Source organism: Maribellus sediminis, assembly GCF_011799805.1.
Lineage (GTDB): Bacteria > Bacteroidota > Bacteroidia > Bacteroidales > Prolixibacteraceae > Draconibacterium > Draconibacterium sediminis_A.
Genome location: NZ_WXUB01000001.1, coordinates 1,668,041 through 1,689,986 on the forward strand (window position 1 = coordinate 1,668,041; position 21,946 = coordinate 1,689,986).

Annotated in this window: 7 protein-coding genes; 1 reads left to right on the forward strand and 6 read right to left on the reverse strand. The window is 40.4% G+C overall.

Annotation, left to right across the window (positions count from 1 at the left end; translation table 11 throughout):
• Position 1: 1 nt before the first annotated feature.
• The 6 genes from HFD85_RS06425 to HFD85_RS06450 form a co-directional block, all read right to left on the reverse strand.
• A complete protein-coding gene (locus tag HFD85_RS06425) occupies positions 2-7,528 on the reverse strand; it encodes a S8 family serine peptidase (protein ID WP_167606375.1) in 7,527 nt (2,508 codons plus the stop codon).
• A gap of 51 nt (positions 7,529-7,579) precedes the next feature.
• Positions 7,580-9,028, reverse strand: a complete 1,449-nt coding sequence (locus HFD85_RS06430; RefSeq protein WP_167606378.1) for an FISUMP domain-containing protein — start codon at positions 9,026-9,028, stop codon at positions 7,580-7,582.
• A 22-nt stretch (positions 9,029-9,050) separates the two neighbouring features.
• Complete coding sequence (locus tag HFD85_RS06435; protein WP_167606382.1) at positions 9,051-10,466, reverse strand: RagB/SusD family nutrient uptake outer membrane protein; 1,416 nt, start codon at positions 10,464-10,466, stop codon at positions 9,051-9,053.
• A 21-nt stretch (positions 10,467-10,487) separates the two neighbouring features.
• Positions 10,488-13,559, reverse strand: coding sequence for a SusC/RagA family TonB-linked outer membrane protein (locus HFD85_RS06440; protein WP_167606385.1), 3,072 nt, complete (start codon positions 13,557-13,559; stop codon positions 10,488-10,490).
• 167 nt (positions 13,560-13,726) lie between these two features.
• Positions 13,727-15,412 (reverse strand): hypothetical protein, encoded by a 1,686-nt coding sequence (locus HFD85_RS06445; protein ID WP_167606388.1) that lies wholly within the window; start codon positions 15,410-15,412, stop codon positions 13,727-13,729.
• A 357-nt stretch (positions 15,413-15,769) separates the two neighbouring features.
• Positions 15,770-16,519, reverse strand: a complete 750-nt coding sequence (locus tag HFD85_RS06450; protein ID WP_167606391.1) for a helix-turn-helix domain-containing protein — start codon at positions 16,517-16,519, stop codon at positions 15,770-15,772.
• A 711-nt stretch (positions 16,520-17,230) separates the two neighbouring features.
• Here HFD85_RS06450 and HFD85_RS06455 point away from each other — a divergent pair.
• A complete protein-coding gene (locus HFD85_RS06455) occupies positions 17,231-21,586 on the forward strand; it encodes a hybrid sensor histidine kinase/response regulator transcription factor (protein WP_167606395.1) in 4,356 nt (1,451 codons plus the stop codon).
• Positions 21,587-21,946: the final 360 nt, after the last annotated feature.

A 21,946-nucleotide genomic window follows, 5' to 3' on the forward strand; every position in this document is an offset into this window, starting at 1 on the left:
TTTACTTGATCACAAATTTGCCGGCTTCAAAACTTTCGTCGTCCTTAATCAGCCTGCATATGTACATGCCGGAAACATATCCCCCAAGTTCTAATTCGTGTTGATATTCACCGGAGGTCAAATTCCCCAAATCAACAGACTGCACTTTTATCCCGGTAGCGTTGTAAATCTCGATCCTGGTATTCGAATCGTTTTCAAGTCGGAAAACAAGGTTCGTGCGTCCATTCGTAACCGGGTTTGGATAGATATTCATCGTTTGCTCCGAACTGAGTTTTATATCCGGATTATTCCTGTTACCGTAAGGGCTTGCTTTTACTGCATCCGGGTCGTCGAAAACCTGTACATATACATAGCTATATACAAAGCCATCTTCTTTGCCATCGTCGGCCGCAAAAATCAGTACGGCAGTTCCCTCCATTATCGGGTAAAGTCCGATGTAAACCGTTCCAAAAGCCATGTCCACAATTTCCGGATTATAGTTTCCGGCATAGGTCTGTAATTCATCTCCATCCGGATCGGTGAATAATTCGGCCGGGTCGATGGTAAACGGATTTGGATCAGACAGGTTTAGTTCAATGTTTTCGAAGTCGGTATTAAAAACAGGTGGCCTGTTCTTATTCTCAACTTCCAGTAATACTGTGTCAGCAGAAACGTTCCCGGCTGCATCGGTAACAAACACCGGGATTTTGTAGAACCCTTCACTTTCGTAATTGGTATTTACAGTCAACTGAGCGGTGTTGTTCGAAGTTTGATTGGATGTAAGTTCTATACCATCTTCAAACTGCCCGGTTTCAAAAGTCATGGATTCTCCTTCATTATCTTTAAACAGGTAATTCAGAACAGTCTCTTCAGTTTCTGTCACTCTTAAAGTATCCTTGTAAATGTTTGGGAAATATTCAAAATCAGGTGCTCCATTTACTCTCAGTTCAATATTGAACTCATCACTCGATCTATTCACATCGTTGCTTGTTGCTAAAACTTTTGCGATGTGTTCGCCTGCTCGGGCCAATTTTGCATCAACCATGGCTTTTATTGCCACCGACTCGCCGGAATTTACTTCGCCACCTAAATTATCCAGCGACAACCAGGCGCCATCTCCGGCAGCTGTAACTGCTCTCATCTTCCAAACCCGGGTATCACTGGGGGGTTCATTTTTAATCCAGTAGAATGTGTCTTCGGGTCGAATTAATCCCGTAAAATTACGTGGTACTATATCTAGATCGTTGGCTAGCTCAAATCCAAAATAGCGAAAGCTAGGTGGTTGTACAATGATGATATAGAAATCTTCTCCTTCAGGAATTTGAATACCCTGTTCCAAAGGAATATTAATCCATTGCTGGTCGATAGTACGATCAATAACATATTTTTGTTCGTACAGTTTTTCACCTGCCGTAGGATCTTCTCCTCCAAGGTAAACCATCAGCCTTAGGTATTCGTTAACAGCGGTTAAATATTCGAATGCCCTGACATGAGTAAGGAAGAATCCTCCGCTTGGTGCAGTTAAACGAGAGGCAAATGCCAGGTCGCCCATTTCAATCATAGGAGTGAAAACACCGTCAGCAGGTTCTTTTGTATCCAATGCGACTTCGCGTACAGAAGCCAGTTGGTCGGTATTGAAATTCCCGATTTCATCAACAATAAGCGGAAGTTCTATATCTCCGCCTTCGGGTATAATCGTTGGCAATAAATCGTACGTTAAAATTCCGGGACCATCATTTTTTATTGAAAATCTATACTCCTGAATGTCATCACTATTGGCGTTAAATACCTGATCGGTAGCGGTCCATGCAAATACCGGAGAATCGACCGGTTTTGCCAGGATACGGATATTGGTAGTTTCTGAATCACCTGCAAATCGAATCATTCCATTTACATCGTTTTGTGTCTTTACCGGAATTTCAAGTTTTAGTACAAATTCATCCCACGGATTGATTGTAATAGGATTTAACAAGGTACCGGAACTGTTTTTGATAATCTTGTCGCCATTTGAATCATAAAGCAGCAAATCATCCAAACCTTCACCTTTTATAGATATAATGGTTAACGGATCCGATCCGGGATTATTCAGTTTTATGGTCTCGTTTAAAGTAAGGTCCTGTGTGAAAATAACATCTCCCCAGTTTAATGTATCAGGGGCACTTAATTCAGGCTTGCCCGTTACATTTACTTGTACCGGAATAGTGTACTTTGACTGAGAATCGCTGTTGCTGTATAAAACCACAGTATCGCGGTAGGTGCCGCTTTTGTATATTCTTTCGGCTGAAATTTCAAGATCGAAGTTTTTGTTTTCGCCACTTGAAATTTTATTTCGGAGCGGAGGAATAAATGCCAGTGAACTTTTGTCGGAAAGAATGGACCAGTCCAATATCCACGATCTTGTTGTTTCCACTGTTTCCTCTTCATCGGGGCTTTCCAAACCGTAATTTAACACGCCTTGCCATCCCGATACTTTTTTATAGTGGAAATAGATGGATCCATCGGCCTGCATTTCCAACTGAAAAGTCAGTTTTCCGGGTGATATTGACGACTCAACTGCCTGAAACTGGTTCCATTGAAGTATAACTCTGGAGTCTTCTGTTCTTAGTCGAACTCCATCACCTTCAATCGAAGGAACTATATTTTCTGACCAAAACGGAGCTATAACCCCGGCAAATCCGTCTCCCTTCTCAAAATCCAAACGATAATCGTCCGACTCGGGTTCCACAACCGCGACATAACCATTTTTTGAAATCCAGATGGTATCGTACATTTTGCCAAAAAACGGGAATTCAAAAGGTAAGGGCAGCATGTACTGCTCACCTTGTTCTATTATTAACACCTCTGAGCTATCATTGATGTCTTCCCATTTATAGAATGGCCTTTCTTCACCGCTCTTGCCCCACCAGTATCCGAATTTCGAATCGACATCTACTGAGTTTGTACTTCCGCCTCTCTTCTGTCCTTCGGCATTTATCCAGGAGAACCAGTTGTTTGCAAAAGTAGAATGCAGGTCAATGTTTTTGGGTAAGTTTTCAAGAGACAGGGGAACAGTTTTGTGTTCACCGGCAAGCAGGTCAACTACAATATTGTCCGGAACTGAAATAGTATACGAAGGATCCTCGAACGCATTTGCCACTAACACCACTGATTTTTGTGTTCCGTTATCAAAAGTAATGTTCATTGTCCCGGTAAGCTCACCTGTTGCAGAGGGAGTAAACGTTAGAGGAATTTGAACTTTAGAATTGGCACCCAATGCATAAGGAAGACTTAATTGGCTTGAAAATTCAGCTTGGCTGAAGCTAACAGATTTGATCTTAACTTCAGATGTTCCCTGGTTTGTAATTTTTGCAAATGAATTTGAAGCAAATCCAAGCTTAACTGGATTGAACAGTGCGCTGTCAATTGATAAAATCTCAGGTGTTCCGGTTACTTTAATTATCAAGGGATAGTATTCATATCCGTTTACAGTATTTGTTTTAACCACGAACGGATTGTTGTAAACACCTTCATACGCATTAACCATTTCAGGATTGATGGTTAATTCGATATTTTTTGAAGTTTCGGTGTTTACTATTCCGTCTCTTGAATTGGCTGATACAATCATATTAATCCCGGCATCGGGTTCAAACCGGATTACCTGGCCGCTGTATAATTTGTTGGTTGAACCAAAATCCTTAAACAATAAAAGTTGCTCACGTGTGAGGCCCTGAATAGCAACAGTATAATCCATTTCCTCAGTAATAGCCTCCAGGTTTTTGTAGCGGAATTCAATAGCTCCATTGCGGAACAAAACTATCTGGTAGTCGATAATCCCAGCAGAAACAGAACCCGATTGACCGGGATCTATGATGTCTGCTGATACCGTAAATACACTATGATCGCCAAAAGAATACTGCTGTAATTCGCGTATTTTTAAGTAGTGATCCTTTATCCGTATTGGAATGAAAAGCCCTTTTGAAAAACCATAAACGTCGGCTTCGGGATCGTTTCCTAAAAGTCCATCGTAATAAAGAAACAGTTGGCCACGCAGATTGGCATAAATTATCTCAGGCATTTCGTTAAAAAATGGAAATTTCATTGCCAGATCCATTGTGGCTTCCTTTATATCCGTGTTTCCGTATTTATTCGAATAGGCTGAAATATCTTCCCATTGATTATCCTCCGGCCCTCCTACATCCTGCGAGGTGAGTATTTCGTAATGAAAGGTGTATGGTAAGATCCCGTTTGTACTGTTTATAATCGAATAATGAGATAAATCGTATTCAAGTGCTGTAGAAGAACTATTGTTTTTTAGTTGAACATCTACCTTCCTGATTTCGTTATAAGCAAGTTCTATAGTATCAATCGCTGTTGAAATTTCCAGCTCAGGAGACTCAGTTACCGTAAATTCTGTAGGTAATTCAATGGTTCCGATATTGGTTTCCAGTATTAGCCTGGTTTGAATCAAGCCGGTATTATCGGGAGTGTATTTAAATGGTATAAAGCTTTTAAATGAGGGGCCAATAACCACACTGTCTGTAAAATTCTTTTCCACTCCGTCAACAACCGCAGATATATTGTAAATTTCAAGGTCGGCCAATCCTTTATTGGTGATTTCAAATTCCAGTTTATTTTCGCTTTGATTGTAGGCTTTGAAAGCATAAACTTCCTTGTTTTCAACTTCTGGTTGCTGTCCGCTAACATCTACTTTAACCTCGATGTTTACAACCGGTTTATGAATATCATTGGTAAGAATACCCAGTGAAGCAAGGTGCTTCCCATTGGTAAGGTTTGTTGCATCGATAACCACTTCCTGTGTTGTGGTTTGTTTGCTGGCAATTTCGCCGTTGTTCGGATTCATAAATACATACGAACCGTCGTCTCCTGTGCTCAAGGCAGCGAGCATTGGCACTACCATTCTGGAAAATGCGAAATAAGCGTTTTGAAAAGTTAGCCCATTGTTTTTCGACATTAAAAAGTAATTAAAGAAGTCGGGATTTCCACCAAACTGAACAGCCAGAGGATAAGCCATTTCTTTTGGGAAATGCAGTACTACCCAAAGAATTTCATTGTCTTCAAATTTTTGCGGGCGATAAATAGGCATTAGAAAATATTTCAACACATTGGTTGTATCCGGATAATATTCCTGTAAATAAACAGTCTCCGCTTCTTCCACACGTTTCGACCCTTTTTTTAGCTCTATTATAATGGGTTTGTCTTTAATGGTGGGGAATAGAGCAACCGCCAGATGGGTCATATTAAATTTATAATCATAAGGGATATCGAAACGGGTAGCAAATATCAGGCCTGCGTTTGTGTTTCCCGAACCCATAAGGTTATCCGGATAACCTGAAGCAGTCTCATAAGATAGTCCATATTTAAACTGTGTATCATCGTTTCGCCAGTGTTCAAGTTCGGCAGGAACAGAAGTGGCAGATTTTAAGGACTGATAAGGCAGGGCGTAAGATCTTGAACTGGAAAAATCACTTTCGTTAGCGGCAGCTTCTGCTTTTTTCTCGTCAATTTGAGTTTGAAGTTCTTCTGCAGTTTCCTGGTAATAGGTTTCGTTTTCAATAGAAGTGTTCCAGTAAATAATACCATCGCCAATATTTGAAAAATTGATGGGTACCTTTTTTATTGTCTCGCTATTTACATCGATGCTAACATCCACTAAACGTGTGGACTCCATAAAGTGCGGTAAATCGGATGTTTTAACATGAAGGATATTGGAAATATCGGATAAATTATCGAACTGATCAGCCGATTTTACAGCAAACCAATAATTGCTTTGCTTTTGAAAGCCGGTAATATTAATATTGAAAGTATCGCCGGCACTCAACTCATTTTCTAATACAAAATAGCCAAATTCGTCAAAATTCTTTTCCGTAATTTCAGAAGAGCCAATTGCCAGGTAATAATAACGCGGTTCGCCGTTATCCTCATCTGCCGGAACGGTCCATTCCAGTCTTATTTCACTATGAAATATTTCGGAAGCATGTAAATCGGTAATGGCATCGGGTGAAATACGGTTATCATCGGCAAGAGCATTAACAGCATTTAATATACCTGTTCCGTATTTTCCTTCGTGAACAAAAGTGAATCTTTTGGTCGAGTTCAGAATAATACGGGTAAGATCGTCAGCTGTAAAATCTTCGCCACCAAATTTCGACAGTACCAGCGCTGCCACACCCGATACATGCGGACATGCCATTGATGTTCCTTCCATATAGCCGTACTGGTCGTTGGGCAGTGTACTTAAGATGCCTGCTTTTTCTCCATAATTTGTTGCATCGCCACCAGGAGCTGCAATGTCGGCCCATTCGCCACGATTGGAATAGGGTGCCGGGTAACCTTCGGGGCCAAATGCAGTTACCGCAACTACTTCGTCAAATGCTGCAGGGTAGCGTAATGCATCTTCAAGTCCTTCGTTTCCCGCCGCAAAGAATAATACCCCACCTTTCATCGGGCTACCTTCGTATTGCCCGGCTTCGGCTACAAAATACCGGATAGCATCCAGTACTTCCGGCTCGTAATAATTTGTTGTATTATAACCCCATGAATTTTGGGAAATTACAGCTCCGTTGTCGGCTCCATATACAATAGCTGCTGCAAAATTACCTCCGTTAAAAGACCTGTTGTCAAATACCTGGCACGAGATCATTTTTACTCCGTTTCCATTGCCATCTCCACCGGCAACACCCGATACACCAATCCCGTTATTTGATACTGCACCAACGGTTCCGGCCACGTGCGTCCCGTGATCGCCTATGGAGAGTGCGCCATCCATTACGAAGTTATATCCGTGATAATCATCGATATATCCGTTCTGGTCGTCGTCAACACCTTCAACCCCGTTAATTTCAGCTTCGTTGTTCCAAATATTTTTTTTCAGGTCTTCGTGCTCAACATCAACTCCCTGGTCAACAATGGCAACAATAATATCTGAATTCCCGCTTGTTTGTTCCCAGGCCCCAAACAGATCTATGTCAACCGTATTTTCAACAATGCTTCCGTTACTCTCGTAGTGCCACTGGTCAATCAATAGCGGGTCATTAAAAAAAGGTATATATGAATCCTGGCTTTGAGCCGATTTAACCGTGGTATTTTTACTAACTACCTCAACATTGTATGGAACCGCTTTCTTATCCTGATCAATGCTTACTTTTTTGTAAACAGGCTTTGCATATTCCAACTCGCTTAATCCTGTGTATTTATCAGCTACACTGCGCGGATCAATCGTTGGATCAAATTCAAGTTCAACCCAAAGGTGCAGGCCATATTCGCGGTGTTTGGCTTCATGTTTTGGCGAAAAGGGAAACACCCTTCTTAACCGTTGAATACCAACTTCCCTGCTCACCTGGTCAATACCCGGAACGCCAAGTTCAGAACCTTCAACTTCGGTGGAAAGCGTGGTTAAAAGATTCACACTTTTAAGTTGACTTTCTTTCAGTTTAATCCTTATCAGTCCTTCTACACAATCTTCCTGCTGAAGCTCGGTTGTTTGTCCGAAGACTGAACTAACTGCCACCAGCCAGGCGATAACTAAAAGGAATATTATCTTATTGCTCATTTTTATTTGATTCTGAGATTTTATTTTATCGATTGCAATAATTTGCATGTACTAATTCTCTTCCGCTATATCTCGTACATAACGGACAGACAGGGCGTAAAAATCTACCGGTAAAGAACTCAATGTCGGTTGAGATGCACCGGGCGAAACTTCAACCATGCTGGCATATCTGTATGTTTCACTATAATCTTTAAACCAAAATAAACCGTAATTATCCAGTTGATTACTCACATTTCTGTATGCAGGGTCGGCAGAACTCGATTTTTCTATGTAACCCGCCAGGTTTAATTCGAGGCCGGTTTCTCCTCCTTCAAGAATATCGTCGAGGGCATATAATGGCCCACCTAAAGAGTTAACCAGCTCGCTGAATTCTTCTACCGAAGGCAAACGCCATCCATCGGGAGCCTGGTAGTTTGCTGCTTGCCAGGAATATAACCTCCCGTAGTATTTTCTTTCCTCTTCGGTTTCCAATGCATGACCTGAATGGACAACACCGCGCTCGATTTGTCCGTAATACCACGAACCTTCGCCCGGACTTAGTGCATAGTTGTAATTGTCGGCCATCCATTCCATTCCGTTAATCTCTGCAAAACGATAGTTCTGTCCATCGCGGGGATCGGTCCATACTCCCCATTTTCCCCTAAAACGAAGGTCTACCGTATCCGATGAAATGGTTTCACCGATAGTTACCGTCCATTTCAGTGAATAAAGTGTATCGGCAATACCACCGAACAGGGAATTTCCACTGCCCTGATGATAAACTTTTCCACCTTCACCACTAAGAACTTCCCAGTTACCTTCGGCACCTGCGGGAAGAAATCCTTCGAGGGTGAAATATTTTTCAGTGTCTTTTAGTGTTTTTATATCAAGATTATCGTTTCCGGCCTGTGCATTTAGCTCATCGGTATAAAACGACAGCTCTTTTGAAACGGTTTTTGAACCGTATTTTAACGACCACCTAATGGTATATTCAGTAAACGGTGTACCAATAAACTGAGCTTTAGCATTGATGGCATCTACTATCCAGCCATCCTTACCATTTATAATCTCCCATTCTCCGCTTGCTCCAAACTTGGGCTCTTCTGCTTTCAGGGAAAGCGAAATGTTATTAAACAAGGTATCCTGAGGTGTATTTAGAATAACCGGATTAAGAGGTTTAAATGTTACGTCGATGGTTGCGACTTTATATTCGTCTCCCTGGCTCAGTTCCCAGCCGAGTACATATTTCTCGCCGGGTTCTCCGTAAAAGTTGGATTCAGGATCGTTTACATCGTCAAATCGTCCGTTTTCGCCAATGTATATGCGCCAGGTTCCGCTTTGTCCTTCGGGAGCAGGCTCGGCATTTAGCCTTACCACATACCCGTCGTTTTCAATATCGAGAAAATCGGATCCCGGCATGGGATTCAGAACAACAATCACATCCTCATCCTTATTACAGCCGGAAAGGGCAATAATCATTGCTGCAAAAAACAATATATATTTAATCGATTTATATTTCATGCGATTCATTTTTCAAATCCTACTAATAACCCGTGTTTTGATCTGATTCTGAAATATTTGAATTGGCATCCAGCTCAGACTGAGGAATTGGAAATGTAAGGCGGTAATAATCTTCATCTTCCGGACCAATATCAAATTTCACCCAGTGGTCGCCTTCTCTTGTAAACCGGCCTTGTGTACGTTTAATGTCGTTCCATCGGAATCCTTCGCCAAATAATTCTTTTCGGCGTTCCAACAGAATCTCATCTATCAATGCCTGTCCGGTTGAAGTACTTTTTCGCGCAATTGGATTTGCCCTTTTTTGAATGGTATAAAGTGCATCCTGTGCTTCGGCGTAATTGTTCAGATTTGCTTCGCATTCGGCTTCAATCAGGTACATTTCCGATGCTCTAATGCTAATACGTTCCGCGTTTCCTACTAATTGGTTGTGGCTAAATTTTACAATAAGATAGCGATTGGGATCGATTTGCGGCTCAAGCACAAAAGAATATCCTCTGATATCTGAGGTCGAGAAAAGATCAACAAAATTATTGTTAGCCCTCATCGAACTATAGCCTGAAACCGGGTAATAAAAAGAAGGAATACTGAGGTAAGTATTGTTGTCTTCGGGCGTGTAAGCAATCGTAAAAATTGTTTCAGAATTACGATAATTAAATCCTGATAATAATTCGGTGCCCGAAACTAAGTCCAAACCTGTGTATGCGTCAACGGCCATATTGCGGGCTTTTTCCCATTGTTCCGTATTTAAATAGGCCCTGGCTAAAACGGCTTGCGCACCTCTTTTATCAAGAAACCCTTTATCATCGTTATCCTCTAAAAGGTTGATGGCCGAAATCAGGTCTTTTTCAATTTGTTCGTACACAGCAGAAAGTGGAGCGCGTGGTAAACTCTCGTCGTTGGCAGTAAGTGTTTTGTTAACCAACATAATCGACAGAGCTTCCGGATTACGGGAATAAGCAGGGGCATACATTTCGACCAACTTTAGCATTACATAAGCCCGAAGTGCCTTGGCACCACCAAGCAGCTGATTCTTTTGTTCTTCAGTAGCATCAGGAATAGCCGGTGCGTTATCGATAATTTTGTTGGCATCAGCAATAACCTTATAACCTAACCACCAAGGACTTTCGGCAAAGACATAATTAGGCAGAACATTTAACTGATAAACGGCCACAAACCAGTTCCAGTTATCTACTGAGTTTATCATTACATCTTCGCCCATAATATCCGAAAGGATCGGAACAAATAAGCCATCGAAAGTGTATCCGCTTAACTGGTCGTATGCTCCAATAAGTGCCGAGTTTGCACTCTCAAAACTACTGAACACTTGTTCTTCAGGTATCGAAGTGCTTGGGTCCAGATTGAGATAATCATTGCTGCACGAAGTAATGGTAAATAGCACTACTGCTGCCAGGCTGATTTTTATATATTTTAAAGTCATGTTCTTCATTTTTACCAAAAATTATAAATCTAATTTCAGACCCATTGTAACTACCTTGACTCCGGGAATCGAATTACTTGTTGTTCCGTTTAACGCTCCTTCAGGATCGAATCCTTTAAATTTGGAGAAGGTTAACATGTTTTCACCCGAAACGAATACACGCAGGCCCTGCAACTTTAATTTTGAATATAAATTCTCGGGCAGATTGTATCCCAGCGAAATGTTTTTCAGGCGCAGGAAAGAAGCCTCTTCCAGGTAACGCGACGAAAGTTGCCCGCCCTGGTCGGTGCTGTTGGTTACATATCGTGGTACATCGGTATAACGGTTGTCTGGTGTCCAGGCATTTAATGCATCGGTTGACAGGTTTGTTCCGGGTTGGGTACCGTCGTGCATATTGGAGGCATAATCGTTATTGTAAACACGGCCGCCAACACTGAAATAAAAATAGAAGTTCAAATCGAAATTCTTATAGGCAAAATTGTTGGTTAATCCTCCGAAATAATCAGGGAGTGATGTACCTAATCTTACACGCTCTGCATCGGTATAGTCACTGGTTACTTTACGTCCTGTTTCCAGGGGATCATCATAAGCTGAATCAGGAATATCAGACGATTCGTCATCATCCGATTCGGCGTTTACAAACCACATCGGTTTCCCGTTGTCGGGATTAACACCTGCCCACTCAATCATATAAAACTGATAAATACTTTCGCCTTCTTCAATTAACTTGGTACCCGACACAATTTTATCAGTAGTTAAACTTAAAATGGTGTTTTTATTGGTTGAAATATTGAAGCCGACCGTATATTGAAAATTAGTGCGTTTAATTGCCTCGTAACTTACAGTAGCTTCGAAACCGGTATTTTTCATTGCTCCGAGGTTGGTTAAAATAGAACCAAATCCTGTTCCGGCAGATAATGGTTTTGAAAACAGCAGGCCATCAGATTCTTTGATGTAATAGTCTACATTTGCGTCCAGACGGTTAAAGAACCTGGATTCAATTGCGATGTCTAAACTTGATATTTTTTCCCAGCTCAGATCGCGGTTTTCTTGTTGTACGGGACTTAGTCCGGGGAATCCGCCATAATTTGCCCCACTTCCGTACAGCCCAAGAGAAGCATAGTTGCCAAGGTTGTTATTTCCTGATGTTCCATAACTTCCCCTGAGTTTAAGATTATTAAGCCATTTTACCTGTGGCATCCAGCTTTCTTCGGTAAGTCGCCAACTGGCTCCCAGGGAGTAGAACAAACCGTATTTATTGTTTTTACCAAAACGCGAACTTCCGTCGCCCCTTAAACTGCCACTTAAATAGTAACGGCCTCCGTAATTGTATTTTACCTGCGACAGGTACGAAATCATATTCCACTCGGAGGTATAACTTCCAGGGGTTTCAGGTTTTGCCCCCCAGCTAAGGTCGGGGTAACCAGCTATTGAAAAATCGGTTACTCCCGCTGATAAAACTGAGTATGATTCGCCATGAGCTTCCTGTCCGGCAAGTACTTCAATATTCGATTCATTTTTTGTCCTTGTCCAGGTAAGGATGTTTGAGATGTTCCAGGCAAGGTTTTCGGTATTCGACATTGAGCTTCTTCCGTTTACGCCGGCTCCATTACCGTGGTACGGATTGTAGTAGTTTACGCCTTTATCGCTGCCATAGTCAATAGCTCCTGTTGTCCGGAACTTGAGAGAAGGTAAAATATCGAAATTAATATAGGCATTGGTCATTGCCCTTTTACCTTTGTATTCGTACAAGTCGAGTTCTGCCAAGCCAACAGGGTTAAAATCAAATACCGCTGTATTTTCCCAGTTATAACTTCCGTCGTTATTATATACCGGCGATGCTGCGTTAATAATTTCAGCAGAGCGGACCGGGTTCGCACCTTGTGTGCCGCCTGGAGGTGCATTGGTTACAGAATATGCCAGGTGGTTATTCATACCGGCAGTTATAAAACTGTTCACCTTGTGCGAAACATTAACTTTTGTGGTATAACGGGTAAAATCGGAACTCAGGGTGGTACCGTTATCGTTAAAATAACCCAGCGAGAAATATACTTTGGTGGCATCATTACCACCCGAAACGTTTAGATTGTAGTTTTGAATAATTCCGGTTTTATAAACTTCATCCCTCCAGTTGGTATCGGTTACTACCTTTGTTCCCGGTTTTAGAATGCCATCATTATCCAATGGATCGTCGACTCCGAAAGGATTAAAGCCAACAATACTTTCTACATTTTCATGTGCATATATTTTAGCTTCGGCAGTGGTTTTGCCATCGAGCAGTGCTGTATTATAGAGTCCTTGCCAGGAGTGTTGGTAAAACTCGCTTGAATTCATCAAACTGTAACCATCCGATATTCGGGAAGCTACTCCCACCTGGGCATTGAAAGAGATACGTGTTTCTCCTGCACGACCATTTTTAGTTGTTATAATAATAACACCATTGGCCGCCCTTGATCCGTAAAGCGATGCAGCAGCGGCATCCTTTAGTACAGTTATACTTTCAATATCGTTGGGGTTAATATCGGTTAAGGCATTGGCCATTGGTACGCCATCAATCACGTATAGCGGAGAACTGCCGGCACTAAGCGATCCAATTCCCCTGATCCGAACGGTTGCTGATGTTCCGGGTTGTCCTGAGCTGCTGCTTACCAGCAATCCGGCGGTAGTACCTTGCAAAGCTTTTTCAAAAGATGTTACCGGCCTGTTCTCGATTATTTCATTGTCAACCACTTCGGCTGCACCTGTATAGGCTTCTTTTGTAGTTGTTCCGTAGGCAACAACCATTATGTCTTCCAGTTCGTGGCTGTCATCGGAAAGTGTAACGTCAATTACAGTACGCCCGTTTACAGGCTCTTTAACGGTTGTCATCCCGATAAACGAGAATACCAGAGTCGCTTCCGGTCCTGTTTCGAGGGTATAAAAACCTTCCATATTTGTTATGGCTCCGGTACTTGTACCTTCGATAAGGATATTTACTCCGGGAAGTGTTTCCCCATTGCTGTCGGTGACCGTTCCGCTTACTGTAATGTTTTGTGCAGAGGCAAAGCCCGCAAACACTACAAGTACAATCAATACACTTAAAAGTCGTTTCATTTTCTTTTTTTTTGCAATTCTATACTCAGAAAGCGGTATGCATTGTCGCAAAATTTGTAGCTGCTAATTGGCAACAAGAATATAGGATTGTATAATTCCGATTGAAAGAAGAAAATTCCTGCACCCCTTTTACAGGATGCAGGAATGAGTGAGTATTCTATGAAAAATTAATTCGAACAAGGTGCTAACAGTTGATCAATTGCAGTATTTGTGTCGATTGGATTGTTCCAACCGGCATTAAATACTAAGTTGTATTTTGTTGGATTATCTTTAATGATGGTAAAAAATGATTCCATGCTACACATACCAACACTTGTATCTGCAAACATTTCAACTTTTAAGTCTGTATCATACCCACTGATATGGTTAAGTGCTCCAAAAGCATTAAACTGTGTAACCGCCGGGCTGTAAAGAGAAAGCGACTTAGCCTCAGTCATTGCGTCAAATCCGTCAACACGCAAGGTTGTTCCCTGCTCCCATGTATTTGGGTCCTGAGTACGTGATAAATTCAGGTTAAGATCACCTGCTTTGGTAAGCATTTTAAATGCATCAAACCATTCAAGGTTTTGAAGAATACTAATATTTACATGATTCCATGATGAAACACCTGCGGTTTCGAGTTTATTGAACACATTCAAAACAGCCAATTGGAAACCACCGTTAGAAGTAATACTAATGCTGGAACCTGTAAAAGTGGTTACACTGTTAAATGCTTCAATAGAGGTAGATGTATTGCTCTCAATAACTACATCTCCTCCGATGGTTTCAAGTGCATCAAAAGCCGGGAAAACATCGAATGCGGCTGCTGATGAAGCAGATTTTTCAGCACTCCAACCTCCGGTTGATGAAGGGCCGTTTGATTGAATAGTAAGATTTCCTTCGATAGTAGTAATGTCAGTAACATCAAGTGTTTCGAGTGCACTATTGTAAGAAACTACAAAATCGCCACCGATAACTGCCGAGGCTACGTCGATTGATGCTAACGATGTATTTTCGCATGTGAAACTTCCACCAACGTTACCAACAGTTAATTGGCCACCGCTTAGATATTGTACTTCAACATCGCCCAATACATCAGTATACGACAGATCGATGCTCGCAAGTGGTCCTGCACCATATGAACTTTCTACGTATCCGTTAATGTTTGCATTAGCCACCTGATCTAACATAGAAAGTGAAACTGAGTTTAACAATTCGTTGGCGGTGATGTTCAGATCATTGTTGATCAATATCAATGCGTCGGCAGAGAATGCTGACAAACCACTGTTTCCAACTACTTTTACATCTTGTCCAACTGATGCAAGGGCAGGCAACGATACTGAAACATCGGCAGTTGAAATACCGGTAACCGTTAAACTTCCACCTACCGACTGTAGCATATCAAATGCTATGGTCTCTGCACCGGTAACCAGTAAGTCGCCGCCAATTAATTTAATGTTGGCCATAGCGCTGATATGAGCCGAGGTAACAGGCTGTGCTTTACCGGTTACAATTGTTGCACCTTGTTCAAGAACTGCAGCAAAATCTGCATCGGTCAAAAGGTTTCCGTAATAAACGGCCGAAGCATTGTTATTTACTTCTTCTTCCAATAAACTCAAGTTATTCAATAACGAGTTGTATTGTTCGTCCAGTTGATCGCTTAATTCAGTGTCTTTGTTCTGCAGGTTTGCAATTGAAGCTTGCAATGCAGCGATTTGGTTAAGCAGATTCTCGAGCTGTGTTTGTTCCAGATCATCAACTTTACTATTGAGGTCGTCAATTTGGTTTTGCAAATCGTCGATGTCGTCTCCAACACAACCTCCTAAAATGGCCAGTGCAGCCACAAATGCAATCGATAGAAGCTTTTTTTTCATATTATTAATATTAAATGTTAAGTTTTTGAATATTCCGATACTTGTGCACAATGGTATAAGCAATTGTTTTATTTGATGAAACAATGGCGGTTTTGCTGTGTCAATGCCTGCGATGAGACGGAATTTATTGGCACACCTGATTTTTATTACTCAGAAAATGATCTGCTAAGTATCATTTATTCATGTGAATAGGCTCGTGCTGTTGGTTGAAATCCCGGAAATAGGTTAACCTACATCAATTTAAGGGAAATTAAATAAGAAGAATATTTGTAAATGACCTGAATTATACCATTGCTTAATTTTAGGGATTGTAAAATTCAGAAAGGGATTGCCCAAAAGTGTGTTTTTTATCTCGGCTTACAAATTGTTTTGCTGAATGTATTCGGTTGGAGTTTGCCCGGTGTATTTTTTGAATGTCCGGTTAAAAGTTGTTTTCGAATTAAATCCGGCTTGTTCGGCCAAATAGGGAAGTGTATGTTTTTTGTGGTAACCTTCTCGAATAAGCCTGAGTGCAGTCTGAAGCCGGTATTCATTAACCATGTCAAAAAACGACTTTTCCAATTCGGTATTGAATATTTCTGAGATCCTTTTATAAGACAGGCCTGTGGCTTCTACCATGTCCTGCATTTTCAGATCAGGTTTGAGGTATGGTTTTTCTTCTTCCAGGTATTTAATCAGTTGTTCTTTGTCATTTGGTTGGACACTTTTTTCTCCAACCTTGTCTATGCCAACCGAAAAATGTAAAATATCTTCTTTTTCTGAAAAGAATTCAGGCCGCCGAATGGTAAATGCTCCCAGCACAAGTGTCAGCAAGGTTAGGGAGAGGTAAAAAAGAGCAAATAAATCAATAGGAATATTAATCCCTGATATTTCAAGAAAAACACCGGCGGTTCCGATTGTCCACAAGATAACGTTTATGATTACAAATAAACGCAGCCACTTTAAGGATTCCAGTTGAAACTTTGAAATCCGTGCCTGTCTGAAATACTGAAAATGATGCAATTTTCGCAAGGAAAGGATTGTATAAAAAATACCCTGAAAAATGATAATAAGATTGAACACATTCTGCAGAGGACGAAACCAGCCAGGCAGATCGTTCTGAATCATTTTTATTTTAGTTTCTGTATCCTGAATAAAAAAGGGAGTAAAAATTATCAGATATAAAATCCCCGGAAGAAAATGCACCAGATTCTTCCGAATCTTCCTGGCATCAGTATATAAATAAGTTCGAATATATATATACATCAAGGGAAAGAACAGCAATACAAATACATCAAGTGATGCAAAAAAATGAGGAAATCTCAAAAAGAAATCAGATGACTGAACCATGTATGCAAATACGGTAACAGCCCATGAGAATATGAGAAATCCTAAAACCTTGTTTGCATAAAATCGGTTTGGATAAAATAGGAGGAAAATGGAAAATAGCAACGATAACACTGCTCCGAACAATAGAAAAATACTGAAATAATTGTCGATTTCCATTCTTGTTTTTGTTAAAGCGCCTCTGTAAATAAGTTAGAGAACAATTCAGAAGCCTAAAAGCAAAGTTAAAAAGTATTGGCAAACAAGAAATACTATTTCAGAAAGTTCGAACGTATCCAACAATATCAACTTCACTTGCCAATTCTCGTTGTACAATCTCAAATGATTGTCCCGATGTTATTTCTGCCTAACAATACATCTATAACAGAAGAAAACATAAAGAAAAACTGCGGTTCTACTAATTACTTTTCACAAAATTGAACTGTTTTTATAAATCATTAGTTTTATTTTTAGTCTTTTCAACTCGAGTATAACACCAATATGAAATTTAAAATGCGTAAAATCAAGCATTTACTTTTAATAGCTATTTTTTTCTTAGGTACTCCGACCTTTATCCATGGAAACGATACCATTTCGTTTTCAGCATCTCCATCAGATAATTTTTCAGAGTTGTATATCTTGAGCGACGGTTTTGCAACACTCCACATTGACCAGGTTTTTGTTGACGCGAAAGGTAGAATGTGGATAAACCCGCGTGTTGACGATGCAAAAAATTTACGCCTGTCATTTTTCGAATACGACGGTACGCAGAGTTTTTTTTATGAATTAAAACCCAATTGGTTTAATGAAGAAAATGTGGTCCAGTGTTGGTATCTTTTGGGACTCACACCAGATGGATTTCTACTTGGTGCAAATCGCGAAAACAATATTCTGTTTTACTGGCATCCCGATACTCAAGAACAATATTTTTTTAAGCTCGAAAATGGCTTAACGCTTTTAAATATGGTTTCCGATCTAAAGGGAGGTATTCTGGTGCTTATGTTGAATGAGGAAATTAATACCTACACTGTATCTCGCCTTTATCAGGACACCAAAGAAGATATTGCATCCATACAACTTCATTTTGATGATCCCATACGACTTCATTATGATGATCCCAAAAAAATAGCAACGACTCCAGGTTCGTTGACATACCCTTTTGAGATTAAAGGCGACTGGGCCTGGTTCTTTCATGAACGAAAAGGATTGGTTAAACTCAACCTAATTAATAAGACCATTTTTTTTACACCCTGGAGTGAATTTGAGAATATTCCACTTATACAAAAAATTGAAAGCGATGTGCCTCAGTTTCATCAAAAGGAATTTGTTTGGAAAATAATTGACAAAAATAGCGATGAACTGCTGTTGTACCTTGGACAGCAAAATGGCTTTTTCAACCTAAACAATAACTCTCATAAACTTAGTGTTGAAACCCAACTCAATACATTAATGCTTAAGGGTGGTGGAGAAAATCCAGTTCTTGACGTGTATTTTGCCAAAGATTTAGAAAACAACCTTTTAATAGTATCAGGTTATTTTGATCCGTGGATACCTTCCAAAAAAATTACCAACCTGCAGGCTGTATTGATGGATAAGAAAGGGAATTGGCTCAACTACACTTCGCTTCTTCGTAAAATGGTTGATACAAGCACTTATACAGATTTTTGGTATCAAGGAAAATTTTTTAGTGCTGATTATAGCCAGGAAATCGGTTCTACATTGACTGATAAGGGGATGAAATTGTTGAGTTTAACCCCTGATTTAGAAATAAAGACAATTAACTACTCCGAAAATTACAAATTGCGTTCTATGCTGCAATTAGACAGCACAAATTTATTGATCAATTCAGCTCCACAAGTATTCCGGTTAAGACAGTTAAACGAAACTCTGGAAACTAATTCAAGCCATAGAGTTCTGGTAGTCCACGAAAAAGGGACTCACAGACCTAATTCCGGCCGGCTTATTAATAATGGTTATCATATTCAAACAAGGGCTTATTCTTCAGTTGTTAGAAGTAACGGAAAAATCTGGATGTCGGCACGTTTTAATTTAGTAAATCGTACAGGCTTGCAGTGGTATGATCCGGTTAGAGATACCACCGATCATATTCCTACAGAAATATTCTTTGAAAAATTCGCCTTTATCAATGATAAAGAAGTTGCACTGTTTGAGGACAACGGTGACTATACAAATATTGGAGATCTTCACATTTTCAATATCGAAACTAAAACGATGCGTCCTTTTCTCTATGAAGATATTCCGTTTACAGTGGGCGCAAAAGTGAACGACATTTATCAGCCTGAAGATAGTATTTTATGGCTTGGTGCCCAGAACGGACTGTGGCAGATAGATTTCAAAAGCGGCAAGGTACAGCAATATAACCAGGATGAAAACTTTAAAAACGCCAACATTATCTGCATTAATGAAGCTTCTGACAGTTTACTTTGGTTAGGCAGCGGCAATTCAGGAATATTTATTCTTAACAAATCAAATAATTCTGTCAGGCAAATTACCATTGCTGGCGGGCTGTCCAACAACACCGTTGCAGGCATTCTTAGCGACGATCAGTTGAACAGATGGGTTTCCACTTCAGATGGCATAACGGTATTAAATTCCAAGGGAAAGATATTGTTTTATTTAAAGGAATTGGATGGTTTATGCAGCAACCAGTTTAACGAGAACTCCTGTGTGAAATTATACGATGGAAGAATGGTTTTTGGAAGTGACGCTTGTCTTAGTATTTTGCATCCTAACCATATTCTTCAAACGCTCGCCAAAAGGGAAAGTGAGAAGATCTATTTGACAGGATTAAAATATTACGACAATAAGAAGAAAGAGGATGTTGTGAGACAGGGTTCGTATACTACCACTGATTTTCTTCAAATTCCTGCTGCTCATAACTATATAAACCTTGATTTTGCAATTTCAAGTTATATTAACCTGCAGGAGCAAACCTACAGTTACCGGTTACTCCCATTTTCCGAATCGAATAAACAGGATGCGTCAATTGACTGGATAAACCTGGGAGCTGAATCACAGGTAACGATCAACAACCTGCCTCCCGGAGAATTCATCGTTCAGGTTCGTGGTGCCGATGAGCATTCAATTCAAGTTGATGCTCCATTGGAAATACCAATATACGTACACGATTTATTCTATCGTACCTGGTGGTTTTATTTGTTGAGTGCATTTAGTGCATTCATGATTGCTTTTATATGGATTAGAAGAATTATTTCGGAGAAAACACGACTTGAACGTGAGGTGGAGCGGCGAACGTTGCAGATTCAAATAGACAAAGCTATTATTGAGCGACAAGCCGAAAAACTAAAAGAACTCGACCAGGCCAAATCGCGTTTTTTTACCAATATTTCGCATGAATTTCGTACTCCGCTTACTGTAATCCTGGGAATGGCCGGGCAAATAAAGGAGCAGACGAGAATCAGGAAACTGATCCAACGAAATGCACAGGTATTGTTACGCCTGATTAACCAAATTCTGGAATTGAGAAAACTGGAGACCGTTGGTTTAGAGGCCCAAATGATTCAGGGAGATATCGTTGCATTTATACGAAACATCACAGAATCCTTTCACTCCTTAGCCGATGACAGAGGTGTGTCATTGCAGTTCGAACCGCAACATGTGGAACTTGTATTGGATTTCGATTCAGAGAAATTACTCCACATTATATCCAATTTGCTCACCAATGCCGTTAAATTTACACCTGATGGAGGAGAGGTTAAAATAATTGTTGAATCACCAAAAGATAAAGATGCTTCTGTTTTCCTAATTTCAGTTTCCGATACTGGAGCAGGGATTCCGGAAGAAAAATTACCACATATTTTCGACCGCTTTTACCAGGTGGATGATGAATTAAGCCGAACCGGAAGTGGCACCGGTATTGGTTTGGCTTTGGTAAAGGAACTGGTTAAACTCTTAGGCGGAGAAATTAGTGTTGAAAGCAAACTGAACAAAGGTACTACTTTTAAAGTGCAACTTCCTTATACCCAAAATGCCGAGTTAGCAGAAGATACCAGGGAAGTAAACCCGAATTTCATTGAAGTGGATGAGGAACTTGCAGATCATGTGGCTGTAGAAACCGTGGATGGTAAAGAGCTACCCACTCTGCTGATTGTGGAAGATAATCGGGATGTGGCAGAATATTTGTCCACATGTCTGGAAGAGAAATATAATCTGTTTTATGCCGTCAACGGTCAGGAAGGGATTGACATGGCCATTGAACATGTTCCGGATATAATCCTGAGCGATGTAATGATGCCCAAAGTGGATGGATTTACACTTTGCAACACCTTAAAGACAGATATTAAAACCAGCCACATTCCAATAGTTCTGTTAACGGCCAAAGCTGATATCGACTCACGGATTCTTGGTTTACAACGCGGTGCAGATGCCTACTTAGCCAAGCCGTTTAATGAAAAAGAGTTGGAGGTTCAGCTGCAAAACCTGCTGCAGATCCGCATTCAATTACAACAGCGCTACGCGAACACTGATAATTTGGAGCCTAGCGAAGACATTGCTATTCAACAGGAAGACCAATTTGTAATTCGTGTTCGTGAGGCCATACTTGAGAATATGGATCAGGAAAACTTCGGAGTTCCCGAGCTCTGTAAAATACTTTTTATGAGCCGCACACAATTGCACAATAAACTCAAATCGCTCACCGATAAATCTACTTCTCATTTTATTCGTTTCATTCGTCTGGAAAAAGCCTGTCAACTTTTGCGGGAATCTGATTTGAACATCAGCCAGGTTTCACTGGAAGTGGGCATTGAAAGCTTTCCTTATTTTTCTAGAATTTTTACGGAACATACCGGACTTTCTCCGAATAAATACCGCGAGAAATACCACTAGATTACCATGCTAATCTTTTTTCTCTTTGAATAAACGACTCATAACAAAAACAATTTAGAAATAAGACAGACCATACTGGAGACGGGAATCTATAATTTGATATATTTCTCATAGACCTTTGGAACAGAATGATGTCTGAGCCCACATGGTTATCGAAAATAATCTATTTTAGAAACAATAGGTAAAAGATTCAGAACGATAAGTTAAAATCCCTAATGATTATTGTTTGACATTTGCAACAATGAGAGTTCTTTAAAATGTTTTAAATATGGTTGTTAAATGAACATATGATGGCTAATGCAGGCATTGAGACTAAGATTTTTCATTGTTTTGTATTGTGGTATTTTGTAACTTCTTCCT

Coding starts and splice junctions, on each gene's coding strand:
- HFD85_RS06430 (WP_167606378.1), bottom strand. CDS start 9,028: ATGAAATATAAATCGATTAAATATATATTGTTTTTTGCAGCAATGATT.
- HFD85_RS06450 (WP_167606391.1), bottom strand. CDS start 16,519: ATGATTCAGAACGATCTGCCTGGCTGGTTTCGTCCTCTGCAGAATGTG.
- HFD85_RS06425 (WP_167606375.1), bottom strand. CDS start 7,528: ATGAGCAATAAGATAATATTCCTTTTAGTTATCGCCTGGCTGGTGGCA.
- HFD85_RS06445 (WP_167606388.1), bottom strand. CDS start 15,412: ATGAAAAAAAAGCTTCTATCGATTGCATTTGTGGCTGCACTGGCCATT.
- HFD85_RS06435 (WP_167606382.1), bottom strand. CDS start 10,466: ATGACTTTAAAATATATAAAAATCAGCCTGGCAGCAGTAGTGCTATTT.
- HFD85_RS06440 (WP_167606385.1), bottom strand. CDS start 13,559: ATGAAACGACTTTTAAGTGTATTGATTGTACTTGTAGTGTTTGCGGGC.
- HFD85_RS06455 (WP_167606395.1), top strand. CDS start 17,231: ATGCGTAAAATCAAGCATTTACTTTTAATAGCTATTTTTTTCTTAGGT.